Source organism: Streptococcus sp. CL8.13, from assembly GCF_049737895.1.
Genome location: NZ_JBKOTT010000092.1, coordinates 1 through 3881, shown reverse-complemented (window position 1 = coordinate 3881; position 3881 = coordinate 1). Strand labels below are relative to the sequence as shown.

Here is a 3881-nt window from a genome sequence, read left to right as displayed (position 1 = left end):
TTCATATATTGCTCTTTATTCGCGAAGAAATCAACATTGGTTTCTACATCAATGTTTTCATGGTCCAACATTTTTTCAACTATTTGAGTGTATCCACCAATTGGAATTCCTTGATAGGTATCGTTAAAATAGTTGTTATCATACGTCAAACGTACTGGCAAACGGCGAATGATAAAGGCAGGAAGTTCAGTAGTTGGTTTCCCCCACTGTTTCTCTGTATAGTCTTTAATCAATTTTTCATAAATATCTGTACCTACAAGAGAGATAGCCTGTTCTTCCAAATTTTCAGGAGTTTTACCATTTAAAACAGCACGTTGTTCATCAATCTTAGCTTGTGCTTCCGCTGGCGTTACAACTCCCCAGAGTTTATTGAAGGTATTCATATTAAAAGGGAGGTTATAAATCTCACCCTTATAGTTTGCTACAGGAGAGTTAGTATAACGGTTAAAATCTGCAAACTGATTTACATAATCCCAAATCTCCTTATCAGAAGTATGGAATATATGGGCACCATATTGATGAACTTGAATTCCTTCCTCTTCACGAGTATAGATATTACCCGCGATATGATTTCGTTTTTCAATGACTTTTACTTTTTTTCCTTTTAAGGCTGCTTCATGGGCAAAGACTGCACCAAAGAGACCAGCACCAACAACAAGATAATTGTACATCTTAAGCTCCTTTATTTTTTAACAAACTGTTGTAGCAATTGTACAAGATTGATTACTTTAATCGATGATACAATTGTATATTTTACATCTTAAATCCGTACTTCTTATCCATAGACTTCTGCCAAAAGAATCTTGCTTTCTTGCTTAGTTTTCGGACCATCATCCACACCAAATACGATATGCGAATGAATATCAATCATTTTATCTTATTTTCCTTCCATCACATCATTGATTGCTGCCTTAACTGACTCTAAACTGCTATCACTTATTTCCATCATATAGAGGTTGCTATCAGGCATGGCATAAGATGGTAAATCCATCCGCCCTGTTCCTTTGAGATCTTGCGAGATAATCTTATACGTTCCACCACTCTCAAGTTGGGCATTGGCCAGATTCATCATGGTTTCAAGCGGCATATTGGTTTGCAAAGAATCTTGTAGTCCCTTTATAATACTGTCATAATTTTTCAAAGCTTCTGTCGAGGTTAACTTTCGCAAAATAGCGACAATAACCTTTTGCTGGTTGCGACCACGATCTCGATCTCCATCTGCCAAAGAATAGCGCTCACGCACAAAGCCAAGAGCTTGCTCCGAATCAAGATGAACCTTCCCTACAGGATAGAACTTCCCATTTGTATGAGCGGTAAACTCTTGATCATTATAGACATCAACTCCACCAAGTAAATCAATCAATTTCAAGAAAGAGGTGAAATTCAAACGAGCGTAATAGTTCAAGTCAATACCGTAAAGATTTTCCAGGGTATGAATGGAAGCATCTACTCCATAAATCCCCGCATGGGTTAACTTATCTTTTTGGTTGTTGCCTCCATCTGCAATTGGAACATAGGAATCACGAGGTGTGGTTGTCAAGAGAATCTTTTTCGTTTCGCGATTCACTGTCATAATGATATTGACGTCCGAACGAGAAATCGAGCTAATTGGACCGTAGGTATCAATTCCGCTGATATAAACATTGAAACTGTCACCTTTGACATCTTTTGGAGTTTCAACCGTCTTGGTTAATTCTTTGGTATAGATTTTCTTAATCTTTGAAGCATAGTCTGGATATTCGGATTCGATAATATTTTCAAAGACACTGTTTAGAAGGATCGCCTTTGTATCTCCAGCTAACAAACTCTTATAGGCTGCAAGATAGGAACTGCTTTCTTCGACTGTCAATTCCTTGTTTTGAGTCGCTTTCAGATCATTCATCAACTGTTGGATATTATCCTTATCCGTCCCAGTAGGCCCCATCACACTGGTTACCTGACTGATATTATCAATTGGACTATCTGCTAACACTGCAATACTCATCGAATAATTTGAGTAATTCGATGTTGCATTCAGGCGACTGGTAAAGCCAATGAACTGACTTACAGCAAAGAGGGAAGTTCCATTGATTAACACACCCAGTAGTAATAAAATCAGCGTTAGATTTTGAACTTTCTTAGACCGAATTAAAAAGAAGCACAAGATGGCTAAGGCTACAATTAAGACAGCAACCACTATATTGAGAAATCGGAAGGCCAGCATATTGTACTTGAAAATCAAAAACAATAAAAAGACCGCTAGTACTGCATAGATAGCTAGCAACCCCCAACTAATCAATATTTTTGTTTTACCCTGACGAGCTCGCTTCGAAGATCTACTCACGATATACCTCTATTATCAATTTTTATTTCATTTTATTATATCATAAAAAAATACACTTGTGAGATAAATCCGCTTAGGTAAGGCGTTTTTATCTTCTTTCCGAAACATTCTTTTTGATTTGCAAACAATTACATCAATAAATTTACTATATAGATATTAAAACGAGGCCCCTTACGGAACCTCGCTCATCTTTATTTAACATGATTTTCTGCTTCTTTTTGAGCTTTTTCGATTGCTTTTTTGCTTTCTTGCTCCCATTTGGCCTTGGCTTCTTCATATTGTTTAGTTGTCACAGTATCTTTTTGCAGTTTCATGTACTTGTAGTTATTGCCATCACCCTTTATGCCGACCAATGAATACCCTCTTGTAAATGGTGTTACTCTGGTCACAGATGCTGTTCCACCACTTGACATAGCTGACATAATCAGAGAATTATCAATCATCCAAGCCTGTGCTTCAGCATATTTTTCATAGCGTTTGGCTACATCTTTATTTTCACTATCTGCATCTTTGAGCATCTTGGTGTAAGTATCAAGACCCAGACTAGCAATTTTAGCTTTATCTTCCTGAGCATCTAGACCAAAAATCTTGAGGTAGAACCCATCCTCTGCATTGAAAGGATTGAGATAGGTTGATGGATCTTGGTAGTCACCTACCCAGCCATCAAAGTTCAAATCGTAGTCTCGATCAGCTGGTGTTGGTGCTAAGAAGGCTACGTTATTAAAATCATCTGTTGAAAGTTGCTGAACATCAATGACAATGTTATCAGCACCTAAAACTGACTCAAGGGTCTGCTTAACAGAGTTCATACCTGTCACAGCATTTTTACTTGTTTGATCAACAGCTACATCCAAGTGAATAGGGAAAGTCACACCTTGACTTGCCAATTCTTTTTTAGCTTCCGCAAATTTTGCTTGGGCTTTTTCTTTGTTAAAATAGGCATCCTGAGCATCTGCCAAGTTAATACCTGACCATTCTGTTCCGTAGTTGACCAATTTAGAAGCGACTACTTCTCCAAAGGTCTTGTCTCCCACTTGGACAAATGTAGGAGGCACTAGGGTGTTACGAAGGGTCTTGCTAGCCGCTTCTTCCCCATTTGACTGAGCAGAATAGGCTGTGCGATCCAAGGCAAAGTTCACCGCTTGACGGAAGTTCTTGTTCAAGACAGCTGTCTCAGTTGACTTCTTCTGCTCATCTGTTGTTTTAGCAGTGTGGTTGTAAGCCTTACGATTGACGTTAAAATTGAAGTACCAAGAAGTCTTGTCCTGCAAGCTATAGACGATATTATCCTTATATTTCTCCTTGGTCTTGGCAAAGTTAGAACTATTTGGATAAACCCCAGCGATTGAATAAGCTCCACTTTCAAAGTTACGGATGGTCAATTCTTGGTCTGAACCATCAAAGTAAGCCAATTTTACGTGTTCAATTGATACTTTGTCATGATCATAGTAATGTGGGTTCTTCACATACTCGATCGATGATTTTGATGTGAAATCTTTTAACAAATAAGGTCCACTGTAGAGAATGCTATCTGGAGATAGGGTACCAAAATCTTTCC

At 38.1% G+C, this 3881-nt stretch carries 3 protein-coding genes and 1 pseudogene; all 4 read right to left on the bottom strand.

What is annotated here, in order from left to right; translation table 11 throughout:
* A partial coding sequence (locus ACLNCN_RS03915; protein ID WP_424844665.1) for a UDP-galactopyranose mutase occupies window positions 1-671 on the bottom strand: 671 nt, incomplete at its 3' end.
* 110 nt (window positions 672-781) lie between these two features.
* Window positions 782-871, bottom strand: a pseudogene (locus tag ACLNCN_RS03910) (CpsB/CapC family capsule biosynthesis tyrosine phosphatase); the annotation flags it as partial.
* 6 nt (window positions 872-877) lie between these two features.
* A complete protein-coding gene (gene cpsA, locus ACLNCN_RS03905; protein WP_424844664.1) occupies window positions 878-2323 on the bottom strand; it encodes an LCP family glycopolymer transferase CpsA in 1446 nt (481 codons plus the stop codon).
* Between the two features lie 191 nt (window positions 2324-2514).
* On the bottom strand, window positions 2515-3881 hold a 1367-nt coding region (locus tag ACLNCN_RS03900), incomplete at its 5' end, for an ABC transporter substrate-binding protein (RefSeq protein ID WP_424844663.1).